The sequence below is a fragment of the Streptomyces cyslabdanicus genome, from assembly GCF_052663305.1.
In genome coordinates this window covers 104,993-122,720 of record NZ_JBQRUW010000022.1, presented here as the reverse complement: position 1 = coordinate 122,720, position 17,728 = coordinate 104,993, and the positions used below count along the sequence as shown (strand labels likewise).

Genomic DNA, 17,728 nt, shown 5'->3' with positions numbered 1-17,728 from the left:
CGGTCAGCGGCGGCTCGGGTGTGCGGTCACTTGCCGCCGTTGACGACGGACTCCGTCACGGCGCCGGACTGGACGCCCCACTTCTCGAGGATCTTCTCGTACTCGCCGTTCTTGATGATCGCGTTCACCGCGGCCTGGAGCGCGTCGCGCAGCTGCGTGTTGCCCTTGGCGACGGCGATGCCGTACGGGGCCGCCTGGACCTGCGGGCCGACGATCTCGAAGTCGTTGCCGCCGCCGGAGGTCTTCACCGCGTACGCGGCGACCGGGAAGTCCGAGGAGACGGCGTCCACGCCGCCCGAGCGCAGCCGGGTCTGGGCCAGCTGGTCGTCGTCGAACGGCTCGATGGTGAGCTTCTTGCCGCTCGGGCACTTCTTCGCCTCGGCCTTGGCGAGGTCCTCCGAGATGGTGCCGCGTTCCAGGGCGATCTTCTTGCCGCACAGGTCGGACCAGCCGTTGATGCCCTTGGTGTCGCCCTTGCGGGTGTAGATCGAGACACCGGCGGACAGGTAGTCGACGAAGTCGACGCCCTCGCCGACCTTCTTGCCCGTGCTGGGGTCGACGCCCTCCTGACGGCTCTTGTTGTCCGTCATCGCCGACATCGCGACGTCGTAGCGGTTGGAGCGGATGCCGGTGAGCAGGGCGTCGAAGGTGCCGTTCTCGAACTCGAAGGTCACCCCGAGCTGCTTGCCCAGGGCGGCCGCGACGTCGGGGTCGAGGCCGACGACGGTGCCGGACTTGTCCTTGAACTCGACCGGCGCGTACGCGATGTCGGAGCCGACCCTGATGACGCCCTTCTCCCGGATCTGTGCCGGGAGCTTGGCGGCCAGCGGGGCCGCGTTGGCCGAGTCGCTACCCGACGGCTTGTTCTTGTCCTTGGTCTGGTCACCGCAGCCGGTGAGGATCAGGGCGCCGGTGACCACGATCGCACCGACCGCAGCTAGCCGGGAGTGCGCGGCGGTCGTACGACGGGTGGAGCGTGCGGTCATGTGGTTCCTCCGGCTGATGGATGGAGCTGCCGACGGGTCGACGAGGACACACACCTTCGGGTGTTGCGACCTCGTGTGATTGACCGCATCTTGCCATTCGGGCTGCGCCATTCAGGGGAGTCGCCATGTCAAAATCGGATAACGGGTGACCCCCGAACAGCGTGAAGCGGCTCCGGCGAAGCCGGACCATCTGCGGGAATGCCTTTTTGCGGCCGGAAAACCTTCGGCTCGTCTCAGGATGCGGTCCGGCGGGGCATCGTGTTTGAGTGCAGTTGCGACTGTGTCGGACACTCGGCGACGAGTTGTCCCCATATTGGGCCAAGTGCCGCGTCCCCGTCATGTGACCTTGACGTTATGGACTCGTCGTTGACGCCGATCGTCCGGTAAGAAGGTTCTTCACACCCCTCATCCGGGGCTCGGAGCGCGTGTGCGGCGCGCCCGTCGCGCAAGTGGCCGAAGGCATCACTCACGGTCCGTGCGCGGTCCCGCCCGCTCTTCACCAGGAGCGGCAACCCTCAAACCATGAACACTTAAGGGGTAAAACGAAGTGGCAGCGGAGATCGTCAATCCTCGCAGCGACAGCAGTACGGATCAGGACGGCGGAGCTGAGCCGCTCGACGCCTTCGATCCGGCCTTCGCGCTGCACCGCGGCGGCAAGATGGCCGTGCAGGCCACTGTGCCCGTCCGCGACAAGGACGACCTGTCCCTGGCGTACACGCCCGGCGTCGCGCGCGTGTGCTCCGCCATCGCGGAGCAGCCGGAGCTGGTCCACGACTACACGTGGAAGTCGTCCGTGGTCGCCGTCGTGACCGACGGCACGGCAGTGCTGGGGCTCGGTGACATCGGCCCCGAAGCCTCCCTCCCGGTGATGGAGGGCAAGGCGATCCTGTTCAAGCAGTTCGGTGGCGTGGACGCGGTGCCGATCGCGCTGGACTGCACCGGCGTCGACGAGATCGTCGAGACCGTGGTGCGCCTCGCGCCGTCCTTCGGCGGGGTCAACCTGGAGGACATCTCGGCCCCCCGGTGCTTCGAGATCGAGCGCAGGCTCCAGGAGCGTCTGGACATCCCGGTCTTCCACGACGACCAGCACGGCACGGCGGTCGTGACCCTCGCGGCGCTGCGCAACGCGGCGCGGCTGAGCGGGCGGGCGATCGGGGACCTGCGGGCCGTCATCTCCGGCGCGGGCGCGGCCGGAGTGGCCATCGCCAAGATGCTGGTCGGGGCCGGTATCGGCGATGTCGCGGTCGCGGACCGCAAGGGCGTGGTGTCGGCCGACCGCACGGACCTGACGCAGGTCAAGCGCGAACTGGCCGAGTTCACCAACAGGGCCGGCGTCAGCGGTTCCCTGGAGGACGCGCTGGCCGGCGCCGACGTCTTCATCGGCGTCTCCGGCGGCACGGTGCCGGAGGCGGCCGTGGCGTCGATGGCCGAGGGCGCCTTCGTGTTCGCCATGGCCAACCCGAACCCCGAGGTGCACCCCGAGGTCGCTCACAAGTACGCGGCGGTCGTGGCGACCGGGCGCTCGGACTTCCCCAACCAGATCAACAACGTCCTGGCCTTCCCGGGCATCTTCGCGGGCGCGCTCCAGGTGCGGGCGTCCCGGATCACCGAGGGCATGAAGCTCGCGGCGGCCGACGCGCTGGCCGGGGTCGTCGGGGACGACCTCGCCGCGGACTACGTGATCCCCTCGCCGTTCGACGAGCGGGTGGCCCCGGCCGTGACCGCGGCGGTGGCCGCCGCGGCCCGCGCCGAGGGCGTGGCGCGTCGCTGAGCCGACCCCCGAACGGCCCCGTCCACTGAGGACGGGGCCGTTCGTCTTGTCCCGCGTCGTTCGCGTTCTCCCGCCCCGCAAGAGGGTGAGTGTCACAGGGGCGCGTGGTTCCGCCGGCCGGGGCGCACCCCTATGGTCAAGGTCATGTTCGCTGTCTACGCCGCCCGAATCGACCGCGACCAGCCGCTGAGCGGCCTGGAGACGGGGGAGCGCCCCGCCCCCGAGGCCCGTCCCGGCTGGAGCACGGTCGACGTCAGGGCCGCCTCACTGAACCACCACGACCTCTGGTCGCTGAGGGGGGTGGGCCTGTCCGAGGACAAGCTGCCCATGATCCTCGGCTGCGACGCCGCCGGCGTCGACGAGGACGGTAACGAGGTCGTCCTGCACTCCGTGATCGGACAGAGCGGGTACGGGGTCCGGCCCGGGGAGCCCCGCTCCATCCTCACCGAGCGCTACCAGGGCACCTTTGCCGAGCAGGTGGCCGTGCCGACCTGGAACGTCCTGCCCAAGCCGAAGGAGCTCTCCTTCGAGGAGGCCGCCTGTCTGCCCACGGCGTGGCTCACGGCGTACCGCATGCTCTTCACCAACGCCGGGGTGCGTCCCGGCGACTCCGTCCTCGTCCAGGGCGCCGGCGGCGGTGTCGCCACGGCCGCGATCGTGCTCGGCAGGGCGGCCGGGCTGCGGATGTTCGCCACCAGCCGGGACGAGGCCAAGCGCAGGCGTGCGGTGGAGCTCGGCGCGGTGGAGGCGCTGGAGCCGGGGGCGCGGCTGCCGCAGCGGGTGGACGCGGTGATCGAGACCGTCGGCGCGGCCACCTGGTCGCACTCGGTCAAGTCGCTGCGGCCCGGCGGCACGATCGTCATCTCCGGGGCCACGAGCGGCGACCGGCCGTCCCATGCCGAGCTGACGCGCATCTTCTTCCTGGAGCTGAAGGTCGTCGGCTCGACCATGGGCACCAAGGACGAGCTGGAGGACCTGCTGTCCTTCTGCGCCGCCACCGGGGTCCGTCCCGTCATCGACGAGGTGCTGCCGCTCGACCGGGCCCGCGAGGGCTTCCAACGGCTGGAGTCGGGCAGCCACTTCGGCAAGGTCGTGCTCACCACCTCCTGACTCCCGCCGCTCCGGCCTGTCAACTGTGGTTGACGTGTGCTGCATGTCAATGTAGGTTGACTGCATGACCGAAGCAACGGATCTCGCCGAGCGCGCGGGCGACCGCGATCCCCGGGTCGGGCTGCGGGCCGTGGCCGCGCTGCGACGGCTGCTCGAGCAGCTGGAGGCGGTACAGGTGCGCAGCGCGCGCAACCAGGGCTGGTCGTGGCAGGAGATCGCCGCCCAACTCGGCGTCAGCAGGCAGGCCGTGCACAAGAAGTACGGGAGGCAGTGATGTTCGAACGGTTCACGAAGGACGCCCGGGCCGTGGTGCGGGGCGCGGTGGAGTACGCCGACGACGCGGGAGCGCAGAGCGTGGACGCCGAGCACCTTCTGCTCGCCCTGCTCGACCGCGAGGGCAGCCGCGGGTCCTTCGCGCTGGCGGCGCTGGGGCTCGACGAGCACGGGGAGCCCGTGCGGCAGGCGCTGCACGACGCGCGGCGGCGCGCAGGCCTGTCCCGGGCCGAGGCCGACGCCCTCGCGGGCCTGGGCATCGACGTCTCGGAGATCGTCTCCCGGGTGGAGGAGGCTCACGGCGTCGGGGCGATGTCCGGTGACCGGCAGGGCAAGGGCGCCTGGCCCGGCCGCCGCGCCTTCGGCCGGAGTGCCAAGGAGACGCTCGAGAAGGCCCTGCGCACGGCGGTGGCCCACCGCGACCGGCACATCGGCGACGAGCACATCCTCCTCGCCCTGACCGTCCGCCCCGGCGTGCCCGCCGAGGCCCTCGCCGACCACGGTGTGACCTACGAGTCGGTGACCCGCGTGCTGTACGGCGGGGGCGAGGCGCGGGCGGCAAGTTGAGCGATGGCCGCCCGCGGGGCCGACGGGCGGGGGCCGTCAGACCTTCGGGCGGTGCAGGAGCGAGGCGATGTGGGCCGCCGCCGTGGACAGATGGCGGCGGGCCTCACGGAGCTGGTCGGCGGAGACGCCGTGGTCCCGGGCCGAGTCGCGGATGTCGTCGCGGAAGCGGTCCAGGATGCGGTCCAGATCGCGGGCCGGGTCGCCGGTGAGGTCCTCGTGCGCCCAGGCCGGTTCGTAGCCGGCCGGGAAGTCCTCCGGGGTGGTGGAGTACTCGGGGGGCGTGGAGTGCTCGGGCCGGGGCGCGGTGCGGCCGAAGGCGTAGTCCTTGCCGAACTCGCCGAACTCCTTGGCCAGTTCGGTCAGGCCCTCGCGCACCCCCGTGGGCCAGTCGCCCCGGTCGAAGTGGTCCTGCACCTGGTCCTGGATCCGCTTGGCGATGCGCTGCACCTCCTCCTGCGTCTGGGCCCGCGCCCGCTCCTGCGCCTCCTTGGCCTGCCGCTGGGCCCGCTGGGCCTCGTGGCGCGCCCTGCGGCTCTCCTCCTTCGCGCGCCGCGCCTGCTCCTTCCACTCCTGCTTGACGCGCCGCATCTCCTCCTTGGCGGCCTGCCAGGCCTCCTTGTCGTCGGCCTTGCCGTGCTCGCCCTGGGCTCCGGCGCCCTCCCGGGCCCGGGACGCCGCTGCCCGCATCTCGCGCCGCAGATCGCCCGCGGCGCCGCGCACGTCGGCGCGGATCTCCGAGGCGAGTTCGGCGACGGACTCGCGGATCTCCAGCTCCAGGTCGGCCAGTTCACCACTGCGGTCGGCCAGTTCGGCGCGGCCCGCGTCCGTGATCGCGTACACCTTGCGGCCGCCCTCGGTGGTGTGCGTGACCAGGCCCTCGGCCTCCAGCTTGGCCAGCCGCGGATACACGGTGCCCGCCGACGGGGCGTACAGGCCCTGGAAGCGCTCCTCCAGCAGCCGGATCACCTCGTAGCCGTGGCGCGGGGCCTCGTCGAGCAGCTTGAGCAGGTACAGGCGCAGGCGGCCGTGCGCGAAGACGGGAGCCATCTCAGAGCACCTTCCCGTTGTTCGCGCCCTCTGCGGTGCCGCCGGGGGAGTCCTCGGCCGGCGGGCGTCGCAGCAGCGCGATGGAGCCGGAGACGGTGGTCGCCTTCAGCCGGCCGTTGCCCGCACCGAGGCGGCCGGTGATCCGCTTGGCGCCCCACTGGCCGCTGACCTTGAGGTCCTCGAAGGCGTTGGACACCGTCCCGCTCGCGGTGTTCGCGTCCACCTGCGCGTCCGCCGGGTGCGGGAGCCGGATGGCGATCTCGCCGGAGACGTTGGTCAGGCTGACGTCGGTGGGGCCGCCCGCCGGGTCGAGGTCGACGATCATCGACCCGCTCACCGAGTCCGCCCGCACCGAGGGACCGGCGCCGTCGACCACCGTCAGGTCGCCGGAGACCGAGTTGAACCGCAGGTCACCGGAGAGCGCCTGCGCCTCCACGTTCCCCGACACGGTGTCCGCGCGCACCGGGCCCGTGAGACCCACCAGGGTGGTGTCCCCGGAGACGCCCTTGACCTCGGCGCGTCCGTCGATCCCGGAGACCATCGCGCCGGCGCCGACCACTCCGAGCTCCACGCGGGCGCTCGCCGGAACGGCCACGGACACCACGGCGCTGCGCCGCCAGCCCTTGGGGTCCAGCCACTTGAGGAAGCCCTTCCAGGGCAGGTCCTCGTACGCCACCGTCAGCGTCCCGCCCTGCTGGGTGACCACCAGGGGTGGCCCCTCGATCTCGGAGACCTCCAGGCGGGCCGGACCCTCGTCGGCGCCCACGACGTTCACCGTGCCGTGCACGATGCGGATGTTGAGCACGGTCACGGACTCGTCGAAGGTGAGCTTCCTGGGCTCACCGACGGACCACTCGGACATGGTGCAGACCTCCCGGACTGGACGCGACACGCCATATCGCGTCGTCTGTCAAACACGATATATCGCGCTCGCGGGAAGTCAAGGCACACGTTCCGGTGAGGCGCGGGATGGCCCCCGAAAACGCGAGTGGGCGCCCCTGAGGGGCGCCCCGCACCGAACGGCTGCCGATCCCTGCGGATCCCTATTCCTCGTCGTCCTCGTCGTCCAGCCGGGCCAGCCAGGTCGCCAGCCGCTCCACCGGCACCTCGAAGTCCGGATTCAGGTCGACGAAGGTCCGCAGCTGCTCGGCCAGCCACTCGAAGGTGACCTCCTCCTCGCCCCGCCGCTTCTCCAGCTCTTCGATGCCACGGTCTGTGAAGTACATGCCGTCAAGGATAGGTGTGCCGAAACGGCCGGGCCGCACCCCCGGTCAGGGGGTGCGGCCCGGTCAGGTAAGACGCGCGGGAGCGGTTACGCCTCGAACACCTCGCGCACCAGCTGCTCCTGCTCCGCCTGGTGCCGCTTCGCGGAACCGACGGCCGGGGAGGAGCCGTGCGGGCGGGAGATGCGGCGCAGGCGCTCGCCGGCCGGGATGTCAGCGCCGACCGCCAGGTCCAGGTGGTCGATGAGGTTCAGGGCGATGAACGGCCACGCGCCCTGGTTCGCCGGCTCCTCCTGGGCCCACAGGTACTTCTCCGCGTTCGGGTACTTGGCGATCTCCGCCTGGAGCTCGGCACCCGGGAGCGGGTACAGGCGCTCGAGGCGAATGATCGCCGTGTCCGTCACGCCCCGCTTGCGGCGCTCGGCGTCGAGGTCGTAGTAGACCTTGCCCGCGGTGAAGACGACCTTCCTGACCGCCGCCGGGTCCACCGACGCGTCGCCGATGACCGGACGGAACTGGCCCGTGGTGAACTCCTCCGCCTTCGAGGCCGCGGCCTTCAGGCGCAGCATCGACTTCGGGGTGAAGACGACCAGCGGCTTGTGGTGCGGGTTGTGCACCTGCCACCGCAGGAGGTGGAAGTAGTTCGACGGCAGGGTCGGCATCGCGACCGTCATGTTGTTCTGCGCGCACAGCTGCAGGAACCGCTCCGGGCGGGCGGAGGAGTGGTCCGGGCCCTGGCCCTCGTAGCCGTGCGGCAGGAGCAGGGTGACGCCGGAGGTCTGGCCCCACTTCTGCTCGGCTGAGGAGATGAACTCGTCCACGACCGTCTGCGCGCCGTTGACGAAGTCGCCGAACTGGGCCTCCCACATCACCAGCGCGTCCGGGCGGGCCAGCGAGTAGCCGTACTCGAAGCCCATCGCCGCGTACTCGGACAGCAGGGAGTCGTAGACGTTGTACCGGGCCTGGTCCTCGGACAGGTACAGCAGCGGGGTGAAGTCCTCGCCCGTCTCACGGTCGATGATCACCGCGTGCCGCTGGCCGAAGGTGCCGCGGCGGGAGTCCTGGCCGGACAGCCGGACCGGGACGCCCTCCAGGAGCAGCGAGCCGATGGCCAGGGTCTCGCCCATGCCCCAGTCGATCGTGCCGTCCTCGACCATCGCCGCGCGGCGCTGGAGCTGCGGCAGCAGCCGCGGGTGGACGGTGATGTGGTCGGGGATGTTGACCTGGGACTCGGCGATGCGCTTGACGACCTCAGCGGAGACGGCCGTGGACACCGCGACCGGGAAGCCGTCCTGCGGCGCCTGGACGTCACCGGAGGCCGGCTGCGCGGTGGCCTCGCGGACCTCGGTGAAGACCTTCTCGAGCTGGCCCTGGTAGTCCTGGAGCGCCTGCTCGGCCTCTTCCAGGGTGATGTCGCCCCGGCCGATCAGCGACTCGGTGTAGAGCTTGCGCACCGAGCGCTTCTTGTCGATCAGGTCGTACATCAGCGGCTGGGTGAAGGCCGGGTTGTCCGACTCGTTGTGACCGCGGCGGCGGTAGCAGATGAGGTCGATCACCACGTCCTTGTTGAACGCCTGGCGGAACTCGAAGGCCAGGCGCGCCACGCGGACCACGGCCTCCGGGTCGTCGCCGTTCACGTGGAAGATCGGGGCCTCGATCATCCGCGCCACGTCGGTGGCGTACATGGACGAACGCGAGGACTCCGGGGCGGCGGTGAAGCCGACCTGGTTGTTGATGACGACGTGGACCGTGCCGCCGGTGCGGTAGCCGCGCAGCTGCGACATGTTCAGGGTCTCGGCCACCACGCCCTGGCCCGCGAAGGCCGCGTCGCCGTGGATCGCCACCGGCAGGACCGTGAAGTCCGTGCCGCCCTTGTTGATGATGTCCTGCTTGGCGCGGGAGACGCCCTCCAGGACCGGGTCCACCGCCTCCAGGTGGGAGGGGTTGGCCACCAGCGAGACGTTGATCTGCTCGCCGTCCAGGCCGGTGAAGGTGCCCTCGGCGCCCAGGTGGTACTTCACGTCGCCGGAGCCGTGCATCGACTTCGGGTCGAGGTTGCCCTCGAACTCGCGGAAGATCTGCGCGTACGACTTGCCGACGATGTTGGCCAGGACGTTGAGGCGGCCGCGGTGGGCCATGCCGATGACGACCTCGTCCAGGCGGGACTCGGCCGCAGAGTCGATGACCGCGTCGAGCAGCGGGATGACGGACTCGCCGCCCTCCAGGGAGAACCGCTTCTGGCCGACGTACTTGGTCTGCAGGAAGGTCTCGAAGGCCTCCGCCGCGTTCAGCCGGCGCAGGATGCGCAGCTGCTCCTCGCGCTCCGGCTTGGAGTGCGGGCGCTCCACGCGGTCCTGGATCCACTTGCGCTGCCGGGGGTCCTGGATGTGCATGAACTCGATGCCGACCGTGCGGCAGTACGAGTCGCGCAGCACGCCGAGGATGTCGCGCAGCTTCATCAGCGTCTTGCCGGCGAAGCCGCCGACCGCGAAGTCGCGCTCCAGGTCCCACAGGGTGAGCCCGTGCTCGGTGATGTCCAGGTCGGGGTGCTTGCGCTGCTGGTACTCCAGCGGGTCGGTGTCGGCCATGACGTGGCCGCGGACCCGGTAGGAGTGGATCAGCTCGAAGACGCGGGCGGCCTTCGTGACGTCGTCGTCGTGCGAGGCGTCGATGTCCTTGAGCCAGCGGACCGGCTCGTAGGGGATGCGCAGCGACTTGAACAGGTCGTCGTAGAAGTCGTGCTCGCCGAGCAGCAGGTTGGCGACGGCGCGCAGGAACTCGCCGGAGGCGGCGCCCTGGATCACCCGGTGGTCGTAGGTCGACGTGAGCGTCATGACCTTGGAGACGCCGAGCTTGTTCAGGGTGTCCTGGGAGGTGCCCTGGAACTCCGCCGGGTAGTCCATGGAGCCGACGCCCATGATCACCGACTGGCCGGGCATCAGCCGCGGCACGGAGTGGACCGTGCCGAGACCGCCGGGGTTGGTGAGGGAGACGGTGACGCCGGTGAAGTCGTCCATCGTCAGCTTGTTGTCGCGGGCGCGACGGACGATGTCCTCGTAGGCCTGCCAGAACTCGAAGAAGTTCAGCGTCTCGGCCTTCTTGATGGCCGCCACGACGAGCTGGCGGTCGCCGTTGGGCTTCACCAGGTCGATGGCCAGGCCGAGGTTGACGTGCTCCGGCTTGACCAGGGTGGGCTTGCCGTCCTTCTGCGCGAAGGACCAGTTCATCGACGGCATCTGCTTGATGGCCTGGACCATCGCGTAGCCGATGATGTGCGTGAAGGAGATCTTCCCGCCGCGGGCCCGCTTGAGGTGGTTGTTGATGACGATGCGGTTGTCGAACAGCAGCTTCACCGGGACGGCGCGCACGGACGTGGCCGTGGGCAGCTCCAGCGAGGCGTTCATGTTCTTCGCGACCGCGGCCGAGGGACCACGCAGCGTGACGAGCTCCGGACCCGCGGGCGCCGCGGCGGCGGGCTCGGCCGGGGCGGCGGCCCTCACGGGCGCCGGAGCCTGAGCGGCCGGCTTCGCGGGCGCCGCGGCCGGAGCCGGAGCGGCGGCCGGGGGCTGCACGGGAGCGGCGGCCTGCGCGGCGGCGGCCTGGGGCCGGGCCGGAGCGGCGGGCGCCGCCTGGGCCGTGCTGGTGGTCTCCGCGGCCCCCGCGGCCGCGGTACCCGCCGGAGCCTGCGGGGCGGCGGCCCCCGGCTTGTAGTCGGCGAAGAAGTCCCACCAGGCACGGTCTACGGAATTCGGGTCCTGGAGGTACTGCTGATAGATCTCGTCGACGAGCCACTCGTTGGCACCGAACGCAGCTGCGGGGTTCTTCCCGGCTTGGTCGGTGTCGGTCGAGATGCTCGAGTTACTGGGGGACTGTGGCGACACGGCGGCAACCGCCCTCTTCCGCTTCTTCACAAGAATGATGGACAGCGGGAATAAAGGCTACGCCCCTGAGAGGGGGAAGGTCAGGTCGGGCCACTCCTTCGTCATGTAAGTCACATCGAAACCCGGGTTTCGGGGCTTGAAATGGCGGGAAACAACCGTAGTTCCGCTGTGTCAGGGAAGGGGGGACCCGGGCCCGACCCCCTGGGGATGCGGGCCCCGCCGGGATCACACGTGTCCGCCTGCGCGGATGCTCGTGGATCTTGGGGATCGTGATCGACTTTACGTCAACTTGGCAAAGAAGGTGCGCCCGGAAGAGTGACGAGGATCCGGCAGCCCCGCTCGGATTCGGCCACACCGATCCGGCCGCCGTGCAGATCGACCGCCCAGCGGGTGATCGCCAGGCCGAGTCCGGTGCCGCCGTCGCTGCCCGGGCCGTGCGGCCGGTGCACCGTGCCCCGGTTGAAGCGCTCGAAGACGCGGTGCCACTCCGAGCGCGGGATGCCGGGCCCCTCGTCCAGGACCTCCAGCACCAGCGACTGCGGCTGCGGGCCGCGCCGCGCCTTCACCGTCACGCGCCCGTGCGGCGGGCTGTGCTTGACCGCGTTGTCGATCAGGTTGGCGACCACCTGGTGGATGCGCTCGGGGTCGGCGTGCGCGGTCAGCTCGGACGGAAAGACGTCCAGGTGCAGATGCACGTCCGTACGGGTGTGGCTGCCGGAGCCGGAGGCGATGCCGGCGCGGGCCGAGGCGACCATGTTGGCCTCCTTCAGCACGCCCGCCAGATAGGGCCACACCTCGAACCGGCGCTGCTTGAGCGGCACCACGCCGTTGTCCAGACGGGACAGGTCCAGCAGCGTCTCCACCAGCCGGCCGAGCCGCTCGGTCTGCTTCAGCGCCGTGCGCATGGTCTCGGGGTCGGCCTCGGTGACCCCGTCGACGATGTTCTCCAGCACCGCGCGCAGGCCCGCGATGGGCGTGCGCAGCTCGTGGGAGACGTTCGCCACCAGCTCCTTGCGCTGACGGTCCTCGGCCTCCAGGTCGTCGGCCATGCGGTTGATCGTCTGGGCCAGGTCGCCCAGCTCGTCCCGGCGGTTCTCGCGCACCCGGCGCGTGTAGTCGCCGTGTGAGATGGAGCGGGCCACCGTGTTCATCTCGTCCAGCGGCGCGGTGAGCGAGTGCGCCACGAACTGCGTGATGAGCAGCGTGGCGATCATCGAGAAGACCGTGATGAAGCGCAGCTCCGTCGCCGTGCGCACGGCGATCATCAGCAGGCCCGTGGTGATCAGCACCGATATGACGACCAGCGCGCCCAGCTTGGTCTTGATCGAGAACGGGCGTACGCCACCCCAGGGGTCGCCCTGGTCCCTCCGCGCGGCCGGCCCGTCGCTCACGGTGTCGGTGTCTCCAGCGCGTAGCCCACGCCGTGCACCGTGCGGATCCGCTCGGCGCCGATCTTCCGGCGCAGCGCCTTGATGTGGCTGTCCACGGTCCGGGTGCCGGAGGCGTCCGCCCAGTCCCACACCTCGGCCAGCAGCTGCTCGCGCGAGAGCACCGCGCGCGGGGTGTTCGCGAGGCACACCAGCAGGTCGAACTCGGTCGGGGTGAGGTGGACGTCCTCGCCGCGCACGCGCACCCGGCGCTGGGCGTGGTCGATCTCCAGCTCGCCCAGGCGCAGGATGCCGCTGCGCGGGGTCGCCGCGGCCAGCGCGGCCCGCTCCATGCGGCGCAGCAGCACGTGCACGCGTGCGGCCAGCTCCCGCATCGAGAACGGCTTGGTCATGTAGTCGTCGGCGCCGACCCCGAGGCCGACCAGCATGTCGGTCTCGTCGTCGCGCGCGGTGAGCATCAGCACCGGCACCGGGCGCTGGGCCTGCACGCGGCGGCAGACCTCCAGGCCGTCGAAGCCGGGCAGCATGATGTCGAGGATCAGCAGGTCCGGCTGCCAGGCCTCGGCCGTGTCGACGGCGGCCGGGCCGTCACCCGCGGTCTGCACGAGGAATCCCTCGGCGCGCAGGCGGGTGGCGATGGCATCCATGATGGTCTGGTCGTCCTCGACCACCAGGACCCGGCGCTGGGCGCCCGGGCTGGCCGTCGTGCCGTTGTGCGCGGTGTGTGTCTGCTCCATCGCCCGCCCCTGAGGTGTGCTTTCCGGAATCCGTGGGGTGATTCCTTGACTGCGCGTAGTTGCGATTGACGCGTGAATGATCGGCGCCAGGGAAGCAGCGTACGGGGACTCACCGCACCTTTGCTATCCAGGTCGGACCGCGAGGTGCACGACGTCCGGAACGCCCCGGGCAACGGGGACCTCTTCGGTGCGCACCTGTCGGAACCCGACATTCCGCAAGGTTCCTTCAAATTCCGCAGAGGGCTTCGCGGACCACACCGCGAGCACCCCTCCCGGCTTCAACACCCTTGCGCAGCTTGCCAGTCCGGCCGGTCCGTACAGCTCCTCGTTGTCCTCGGTGACCGTCCAGTCGGGGCCGTTGTCGATGTCCAGGCACAGCGCGTCGAACGTGTCGGATGTCTCATTGACGTAGGCGATCAGGTCTCTCTCGACGACCTCCGTGCGCGGGTCGGCCAGCGCGTCGCCGGTGAGTTCGGCGAGGGGGCCGCCGCGATGCCAGTCGATGATCGCGCGTTCGCGTTCGACAACGGTGACGCGTCCCCAGCGCTGGTCCGCCGCGGCGTGCGCGAGCGAGAAGCCGACGCCGAGGCCGCCGATGAGCACGCTCGGTGCCCGCCGCTTCGGCAGCGCGGCGAGCGCCGCGTCGACCAGGAGGCGCTCGGAGCGCCCGTCGGAGGTGTCCATCAGGAAGCAGCCGTTGGCGATGATCTGCAGCAGCGCCCCCTGCCGGCGCAGCACGACCTCGCCGTGGGGGCCCTCGCGGCGGTCCAGCACCTCAGGGGCGTCGTACGAGCCGGTCATGGGGCCATCCTGCCCCAACGGGCCTACAAGGCCACGTGAATTACGGGTGACACCCGTGTGCGAGCGCGTCGCGGGCGGCGGGGCAGTCGGGGGTGCCGGTGCCGCCGGTGCCGCTGAGGTGGCCGGGGTGGCCGCGGTGGCCGCAAACTTAATAGGTTGCTGAGAATCGCCGCGTGGGCGGCGCCGGTCATGGACAGGGGCGCCCGGGACACGAAGTGTGGACCGCGACGGAAGGAGCGCCGCACCGTGGAACGGACCGCGACCACCGGCCCCTCGGGCCCGCCGCCACCCTCGGGCCCGTGCCTGCCCGCGGGAGATGCGGGGGACGCGGACGACGTGGAGGACGCGGGCGCGGAGGGTGCGGTCCTCGGCGGGGGCGCGGACGCGGTCGTGAGCGGCACGCCGACGGAGGTGCCGCAGGTGCTGGACGGCCTGCCGCAGCAGCGGGCGTGGGCGCGCGGCGCCATCCCGGGAGGCGCGCGCACGAAGCCCGTCCGCGCGGCACGACCCGCCGCGGGGCTGCGGGGGCTGTGCGATCCGCGGGGCCTGCGGCGTCTGCGGGCTCTGCGTCCGTGGCGGTTGCTGCCCGGTCCCACCGGGACCCCGTTCACCTTCGGGTACGCGGCCCTGCTCGCCGCCACGTCGCTCGTCTCCCGGTACGCCGATCCCGCGGTGGTGGAGTCCCTGCACCAGAGCTCCAGCACGGACGTCGCCCACCTCCTGCGGGCGCCCCTGCTGGTGCTGCCGGCCAGCGCGCTGTGGATCGCGGGCGCCGTCGTGTCGTCGTACTCCCTCTGCTTCCTTTTGGTGCTGACCGCGCTGGAGCGCCGGATAGGAGGGCTGCGCACCGCCGGTGTGTTCCTGTTCGGGCACGTGCTGGCCACCCTCGCCACCGAGGTGCCGGTCGGGCTCGCCGTGCTCGCGGGCCGCCTGCCGGGCAGTTCGGCGCACCGCCTCGACTACGGCATCAGCTTCGGCGTCGCGGCCAGCCTCGGTGCCCTGGCCGGCCTGCTCACGCCCTGGCTGCGCTGGCCCCTGCTCGCCGTGTTCGTGGGCATGCTGGTCCAGGACCTGGCCGCGTTCGCCGACCCGATGACGAGTTGGGGCCATCTGATCGCGGTGGGACTCGGCGTGGTGACGTGGCCGGTGGTGCGCCGCTGGCGCCAGGCGCGGCTAGTGGCGGCTGCCGCGTCCGAGACCCTCTGAGTCGCCCCGGACGGCCGCTCGCCCTCCCCCTGCGTGCGCGGTGTGTGGAAGGCCGATCGCTCAGAGCGAACAGGCGCCGGGGAACAATCGACCCGCTCCGTGCATTGAGTCGGCATAACTCAACTTGACTGCCGAAGGGGAGATCATGGCTGCTGAGTCCACCGCGTTCACACCGCTCACCCTGCCCGTGCTGCCGCTCGACGAGGAGGTCGTGCTGCCCGGGATGGTGGTTCCGCTGGATCTGAGCGACGCCGAGGTACGGGCCGCGGTGAAGGCCGCGCAGGCCGCCGCGCGGGACGAGCCGGGCAAGCCCAGGGTGCTGCTGGTGCCGCGGATCGAGGGGACCTACGCCAGGACCGGTGTGCTGGGCACCATCGAGCAGGTGGGCCGGCTGGCCGACGGCGATCCGGGCGCGCTCGTCCGCGGTCGCGGTCGGGTGCGGATCGGTGCCGGGACCACCGGGCCGGGCGCCGCACTGTGGGTCGAGGGGACCCGGATCGACGAGAGCGTGCCCGAGCCGGTGCCCGGCCAGGTCGCCGAACTGGTGAAGGAGTACAAGGCGCTCGCCACCGTCTGGCTGCGCAAGCGCGGCGCCTGGCAGGTGGTCGACCGTGTGCAGGCCATCGACGACGTCTCCGCGCTCGCCGACAACTCCGGCTACTCGCCCTTCCTGACCACCGAGCAGAAGGTCGAGCTGCTGGAGACCGCCGACCCGGTGGCCCGTCTCAGGCTCGCCACGCAGCGGCTGCGCGACCACCTCGCCGAGCAGGACGTGGCCGAGTCCATCGCCAAGGACGTCCAGGAGGGCGTCGACAAGCAGCAGCGCGAGTTCCTGCTGCGGCGCCAGCTGGAGGCCGTGCGCAAGGAGCTGCGCGAGCTGGGCGGCGAGAGCGAGGGGGAGGAGTCCGACGACTACCGCGCCCGTGTCGAGGCCGCCGACCTGCCGGAGAAGGTGCGGGAGGCGGCGCTCAAGGAGGTCGACAAGCTGGAGCGGGCCTCCGACGCCTCGCCCGAGGGCTCCTGGATCCGCACCTGGCTCGATACGATCCTCGACCTGCCGTGGAACGAGCGAACCGATGACAGTGCTTCCGCCTACGACATCCAGGGCGCCAAGGCAGTCCTGGACGCCGAGCACGCGGGCCTGGAGGACGTGAAGGAGCGGATCACCGAGTACCTGGCGGTGCGCAAGCGGCGCGGCGACCGGGGCCTGGGCGTGATCGGCGGGCGGCGCGGCGGTGCCGTGCTCGCGCTCGTCGGGCCGCCCGGCGTGGGGAAGACCAGCCTCGGCGAGTCCGTCGCCCACGCGATGGGACGGAAGTTCGTGCGCGTCGCCCTGGGTGGCGTCCGCGACGAGGCCGAGATCCGCGGCCACCGGCGTACCTACGTCGGCGCGCTGCCCGGGCGGATCGTGCGCGCCGTCAAGGAGGCCGGGTCGATGAACCCGGTGATCCTGCTGGACGAGATCGACAAGGTGGGCTCCGACTTCCGCGGCGATCCGGCCGCGGCCCTGCTCGAAGTCCTGGACCCGGCACAGAACCACACGTTCCGGGACCACTACCTGGAGGTGGAGCTGGACCTGTCCGACGTCGTCTTCCTGGCCACGGCCAACGTCCTGGAGGCGATCCCGGAGGCGCTGGCCGACCGGATGGAGATCGTGCGCCTGGACGGCTACACCGAGGACGAGAAGGTCGTCATCGCCCGTGACCACCTGCTCCCGCGCCAGCTGGAGCGGGCCGGTCTGCACCCGGAGGAGGTCACGATCGAGGAGGGCGCGCTGCGCAGGCTCGCCGGCGAGTACACGCGCGAGGCGGGGGTGCGGACCCTGGAGCGGTCCATCGCGCGGCTGCTGCGCAAGATCGCGGCCCAGCACGAACTGGGGGAGCGGGAGCTGCCGTTCACCGTCACCGACGGTGAGCTGCGCGGGCTGGTCGGCCGTCCGCACCACGTTCCGGAGTCCGCCCAGGACCCGGCCGAGCGCCGTACGTCCGTGCCGGGCGTGGCGACGGGGCTCGCGGTCACCGGGGCCGGCGGCGACGTCCTCTTCGTCGAGGCGTCCCTCGCGGACCCGGAGACGGGCGCGGCCGGGCTGACCCTGACCGGTCAGCTGGGCGACGTGATGAAGGAGTCCGCGCAGATCGCGCTGAGCTTCCTGCGCAGCCACGGTGCCGAGCTGGAGCTGCCCGTGGGCGATCTGAAGGACCGGGGTGTGCACATCCACTTCCCGGCGGGCGCGGTGCCGAAGGACGGTCCGAGCGCGGGCATCACGATGACGACCGCGCTCGCCTCGCTCCTGTCGGGCCGCCTGGTCCGCACGGACGTGGCGATGACCGGCGAGGTCTCGCTGACCGGCCGGGTGCTGCCGATCGGCGGCGTCAAGCAGAAGCTGCTCGCCGCCCATCGCGCGGGGGTGACGACGGTGGTCATCCCCAAGCGCAACGAGCCCGACCTGGACGACGTCCCGGCGGAGGTGCTGGACAAGCTCGACGTCCACACCGTCGCCGACGTCCGCCAGGTCCTGGAACTGGCCCTCGCCCCCGCGACGAACGACACGTCGCCGGAGGTTCCGGCCGCCGCGTGACCCGTCCGCCCGGACCGTCCCGGGCGGCGACCGTTCCCCGGCTGCCCGGGCGGCGGGACTCCGGCGCTACGGCCGCGCTCCGGGGCTCGCGGCCGTATGGCCGCCCGCACGCCTGGGGCTCGGGCGGCATCGCCATCCCGAGCCTCAGGCCGAACCGCCG

Annotated in this window: 14 protein-coding genes; 6 read left to right on the top strand and 8 right to left on the bottom strand. The window is 71.3% G+C overall.

What is annotated here, in order from left to right:
- Positions 1–26 precede the first annotated feature (26 nt).
- Positions 27–986 (bottom strand): ABC transporter substrate-binding protein, encoded by a 960-nt coding sequence (locus ACTYVM_RS14560; protein ID WP_445526360.1) that lies wholly within the window; start codon positions 984–986, stop codon positions 27–29.
- A gap of 547 nt (positions 987–1,533) precedes the next feature.
- Here ACTYVM_RS14560 and ACTYVM_RS14555 point away from each other — a divergent pair.
- The 4 genes from ACTYVM_RS14555 (at position 1,534) to ACTYVM_RS14540 (ending at position 4,707) form a co-directional block, all read left to right on the top strand.
- Positions 1,534–2,757 carry an NAD(P)-dependent malic enzyme gene (locus ACTYVM_RS14555; RefSeq protein WP_445526359.1) on the top strand — a complete coding sequence of 408 codons (1,224 nt, stop codon included), beginning with the start codon at positions 1,534–1,536 and terminating at the stop codon, positions 2,755–2,757.
- Positions 2,758–2,901: 144 nt separating this feature from the next.
- On the top strand, positions 2,902–3,867 hold the full coding sequence (locus ACTYVM_RS14550; protein ID WP_400029065.1) for a zinc-binding dehydrogenase: 966 nt from the start codon (positions 2,902–2,904) through the stop codon (positions 3,865–3,867).
- 64 nt (positions 3,868–3,931) lie between these two features.
- Positions 3,932–4,141, top strand: coding sequence for a helix-turn-helix domain-containing protein (locus tag ACTYVM_RS14545; protein WP_400029066.1), 210 nt, complete (start codon positions 3,932–3,934; stop codon positions 4,139–4,141).
- Entirely contained in the window at positions 4,141–4,707 is a 567-nt protein-coding gene (locus tag ACTYVM_RS14540) for a Clp protease N-terminal domain-containing protein (protein ID WP_445526358.1), read from the top strand. Before ACTYVM_RS14545 ends, ACTYVM_RS14540 begins: the two co-directional genes overlap by 1 nt.
- Positions 4,708–4,743: 36 nt before the next feature.
- Here ACTYVM_RS14540 and ACTYVM_RS14535 read toward each other — a convergent pair whose 3' ends face one another.
- From ACTYVM_RS14535 to ACTYVM_RS14505, 7 genes are all read right to left on the bottom strand, one after another.
- Positions 4,744–5,754, bottom strand: coding sequence for a PadR family transcriptional regulator (locus tag ACTYVM_RS14535; protein WP_445526357.1), 1,011 nt, complete (start codon positions 5,752–5,754; stop codon positions 4,744–4,746).
- A gap of 1 nt (position 5,755) precedes the next feature.
- On the bottom strand, positions 5,756–6,616 hold the full coding sequence (locus ACTYVM_RS14530; RefSeq protein WP_445526356.1) for a DUF4097 family beta strand repeat-containing protein: 861 nt from the start codon (positions 6,614–6,616) through the stop codon (positions 5,756–5,758).
- Between the two features lie 181 nt (positions 6,617–6,797).
- Entirely contained in the window at positions 6,798–6,980 is a 183-nt protein-coding gene (locus ACTYVM_RS14525) for a DUF6104 family protein (RefSeq protein WP_005312030.1), read from the bottom strand.
- Positions 6,981–7,066: 86 nt separating this feature from the next.
- Positions 7,067–10,858, bottom strand: a complete 3,792-nt coding sequence (locus ACTYVM_RS14520; protein ID WP_445526355.1) for a multifunctional oxoglutarate decarboxylase/oxoglutarate dehydrogenase thiamine pyrophosphate-binding subunit/dihydrolipoyllysine-residue succinyltransferase subunit — start codon at positions 10,856–10,858, stop codon at positions 7,067–7,069.
- 284 nt (positions 10,859–11,142) lie between these two features.
- The gene (locus ACTYVM_RS14515; protein WP_445526354.1) at positions 11,143–12,249 is read right to left on the bottom strand and encodes a HAMP domain-containing sensor histidine kinase; all 1,107 of its coding nucleotides are present in this window, start codon (positions 12,247–12,249) and stop codon (positions 11,143–11,145) included.
- Positions 12,246–12,983 carry a response regulator transcription factor gene (locus ACTYVM_RS14510; protein ID WP_400029072.1) on the bottom strand — a complete coding sequence of 246 codons (738 nt, stop codon included), beginning with the start codon at positions 12,981–12,983 and terminating at the stop codon, positions 12,246–12,248. Before ACTYVM_RS14510 ends, ACTYVM_RS14515 begins: the two co-directional genes overlap by 4 nt.
- A gap of 123 nt (positions 12,984–13,106) precedes the next feature.
- Positions 13,107–13,784: a spermine/spermidine synthase domain-containing protein gene (locus ACTYVM_RS14505; RefSeq protein WP_445526353.1), complete on the bottom strand. Its 678-nt coding sequence runs from the start codon at positions 13,782–13,784 to the stop codon at positions 13,107–13,109.
- A gap of 390 nt (positions 13,785–14,174) precedes the next feature.
- On the opposite strand from ACTYVM_RS14505, the gene ACTYVM_RS14500 reads away from it, so the two are divergent.
- Both ACTYVM_RS14500 and lon read left to right on the top strand, forming a co-directional pair.
- The gene (locus ACTYVM_RS14500; protein WP_445526435.1) at positions 14,175–14,990 is read left to right on the top strand and encodes a rhomboid-like protein; all 816 of its coding nucleotides are present in this window, start codon (positions 14,175–14,177) and stop codon (positions 14,988–14,990) included.
- A gap of 145 nt (positions 14,991–15,135) precedes the next feature.
- On the top strand, positions 15,136–17,568 hold the full coding sequence (lon, locus tag ACTYVM_RS14495) for an endopeptidase La (RefSeq protein ID WP_445526352.1): 2,433 nt from the start codon (positions 15,136–15,138) through the stop codon (positions 17,566–17,568).
- Positions 17,569–17,728: the final 160 nt, after the last annotated feature.

What these genes read in the sequence shown, in the direction of transcription:
- ACTYVM_RS14505 (WP_445526353.1), bottom strand. Translation starts at nt 13,784, where the DNA reads ATGACCGGCTCGTACGACGCCCCTGAGGTGCTGGACCGCCGCGAGGGC.
- ACTYVM_RS14535 (WP_445526357.1), bottom strand. Translation starts at nt 5,754, where the DNA reads ATGGCTCCCGTCTTCGCGCACGGCCGCCTGCGCCTGTACCTGCTCAAG.
- ACTYVM_RS14540 (WP_445526358.1), top strand. Translation starts at nt 4,141, where the DNA reads ATGTTCGAACGGTTCACGAAGGACGCCCGGGCCGTGGTGCGGGGCGCG.
- ACTYVM_RS14530 (WP_445526356.1), bottom strand. Translation starts at nt 6,616, where the DNA reads ATGTCCGAGTGGTCCGTCGGTGAGCCCAGGAAGCTCACCTTCGACGAG.
- ACTYVM_RS14545 (WP_400029066.1), top strand. Translation starts at nt 3,932, where the DNA reads ATGACCGAAGCAACGGATCTCGCCGAGCGCGCGGGCGACCGCGATCCC.
- ACTYVM_RS14525 (WP_005312030.1), bottom strand. Translation starts at nt 6,980, where the DNA reads ATGTACTTCACAGACCGTGGCATCGAAGAGCTGGAGAAGCGGCGGGGC.
- lon (WP_445526352.1), top strand. Translation starts at nt 15,136, where the DNA reads ATGGCTGCTGAGTCCACCGCGTTCACACCGCTCACCCTGCCCGTGCTG.
- ACTYVM_RS14550 (WP_400029065.1), top strand. Translation starts at nt 2,902, where the DNA reads ATGTTCGCTGTCTACGCCGCCCGAATCGACCGCGACCAGCCGCTGAGC.
- ACTYVM_RS14510 (WP_400029072.1), bottom strand. Translation starts at nt 12,983, where the DNA reads ATGGAGCAGACACACACCGCGCACAACGGCACGACGGCCAGCCCGGGC.
- ACTYVM_RS14560 (WP_445526360.1), bottom strand. Translation starts at nt 986, where the DNA reads ATGACCGCACGCTCCACCCGTCGTACGACCGCCGCGCACTCCCGGCTA.